This window comes from Acidobacteriota bacterium (assembly GCA_026393675.1).
GTDB lineage: Bacteria > Acidobacteriota > Vicinamibacteria > Vicinamibacterales > JAKQTR01 > JBAXOX01.
This window is the reverse complement of the sequence record JAPKZQ010000024.1, coordinates 1-1,857: the sequence shown is the minus strand read 5'-3', so window position 1 is coordinate 1,857 and position 1,857 is coordinate 1. Positions and strand designations below refer to the sequence as shown.

General features: G+C 64.7%; 2 protein-coding genes. One reads left to right on the top strand and one right to left on the bottom strand.

Annotation, left to right across the window (positions count from 1 at the left end):
• The first annotated feature begins 318 nt into the window (after positions 1–318).
• Positions 319–1,197, top strand: coding sequence for a sulfite exporter TauE/SafE family protein (locus NT151_07320; protein ID MCX6538724.1), 879 nt, complete (start codon positions 319–321; stop codon positions 1,195–1,197).
• Positions 1,198–1,254: 57 nt separating this feature from the next.
• On the opposite strand, the gene NT151_07315 is transcribed toward NT151_07320, so the two are convergent.
• Entirely contained in the window at positions 1,255–1,668 is a 414-nt protein-coding gene (locus NT151_07315) for a secondary thiamine-phosphate synthase enzyme YjbQ (GenBank protein MCX6538723.1), read from the bottom strand.
• Between the last annotated feature and the right edge of the window lie 189 nt (positions 1,669–1,857).

The following is a 1,857-nucleotide window of genomic DNA, read 5'->3' as shown; positions in this document are numbered from 1 at the left end:
TCCGATAGCTCCCCACCCCGCCTCGCGGCGGCGCAGTAATCGTCGGCTTCAGGCCGGAGAGCGTTTGCCTGGAGAGGACTTGCACCTCTCGGGTCATGGCACACTTACAGGCGCACGGATCGCCACGCTCCAGCGTGGCCAAGACCGGAGCCGGGCTGGAGCCCGGCGTTCCCAGGGAATCCGCCGTCACACCGTTCTCCCGAATCCCCAATCCCGGGCGCAACCAGTACTCTCGGAGTGGTTGTTGCGCTCCGGCATGATATATTCGCCCAACATTTGCCGCAACGAGTCGGTTTCCTGATCCAGACGGAGGCGCGAGTGATTGCAGCGCTGTTTGTCGCACTCGGAATCCTGACGATCGCGTTCGTCGCGGTCTGGTTCACCGAGGCCCGGAAGCACCCGGACATGCCCGATCCGGGCGCGCCTGATGCCGAACGCATCGCGGTTGGCTTTTTTGCCAACTTCTTCGACGCGCTCGGCATCGGGAGCTTCGCCACTACCACCACCTACGTCCGTCTCCGGAAGCTCGTCGCCGATGAGCTGATCCCGGGCACGCTCAATGTTGGCCATTGCCTGCCCACGATCACGCAGGCCTTCATTGGTATCGCCATCATCGAAGTCGACGTGCCTACGCTGGTCCTGATGATCGCGGCGGCCGTCGCCGGCTCATGGTACGGCGCGGGCGTCGTCGCGAAGATGCCGCGGCGCGCCATCCAGGTGGGCATGGGTGTCGCACTGCTCATCGCCGCCGGGTTCATGTTCGCCAAGGCGACAGGCGTGATGCCGTCCGGCGGCGAGACGCTCGGCCTGAGCGGAGTCGGGTGGGCGATTGGCCTGGTTGGCAGCTTCTTCCTCGGGTCGATCATGCCGCTCGGCATCGGCTACTACGCGCCGGCCATGATCCTCATCAGCATGCTCGGGATGAGCCCGCGCGCCGCGTTCCCGATCATGATGGGGGCGTGTGCGTTTCTGATGCCGGTGGCCGGCATGCAGTTTGTACGAAAGCAGCGGCACAGCCATCGGGCCTCGGTGGGCCTGGCGATCGGCGGCGTGTTCGGCTCAGCCCTGGCGCTGCTCGTCATCAAGGAACTGGACCTCAAGAAGGTGACGTGGCTGGTGTTCGTGGTCGTGATCTACACCGGCATTTCGCTGCTGAGAACGGCCGCCCGGGAAAAGGCGGCGACGACGAAGGCCTGATCTGCCGCTCAGGGGAAGCCGTCGCTTGCGGATCGCCGACGGATGTGGACGGCTCGCTCACTGCCCCATGACCTTGACGACGACACGCTTGCGGCGCTGGCCATCGAACTCGGCGTAGAACAGTTGCTCCCACGGCCCCAGGTCGAGTGCTCCCTTCGTGATGGGCACCATCACTTGGTGTCCCACGATCGTGCGCTTGAGATGGGCATCAGCGTTGTCTTCGCCGGTCTGGTGATGCCGGTAGTCGAGACCGGCGGGCGCGAGTTTCTCCAGCCACGCCTGGATGTCATAGATGAGCCCGCTCTCCCAGTCGTTGACGTAGACGCCCGCGGTGATGTGCATCGCGGAGACCAGCACCATGCCTTCCTGCACGCCGCTCGTCTTCACGATGGCGGCGACTTCGGCGGTGATGCGGACGATCTCGCGCCGCTGCTTGGTGTTGAACCAGAGATAGTCGGTGTGGACGGTCATGGGTGCTCCGTATCAATCAGCCGCTGTACAGTGCCGCGGCGCGTCGCTTCGCGTCCCCGCTCACGCAAGCCGGGTGGAGTAGGCCCCAGTCCGCCGTGGAATCACGCACGGACCAGCAACCCCTCGTCAAACCGTACGTGCGGATTTCCCGCATACGGCTTCCCTCGACGTTCACCGAGTATGCCTTGC

Bases quoted from the DNA above. Each gene is read 5' to 3' on its own strand.
- NT151_07315 (MCX6538723.1), bottom strand. From the start codon at position 1,668: ATGACCGTCCACACCGACTATCTCTGGTTCAACACCAAGCAGCGGCGC.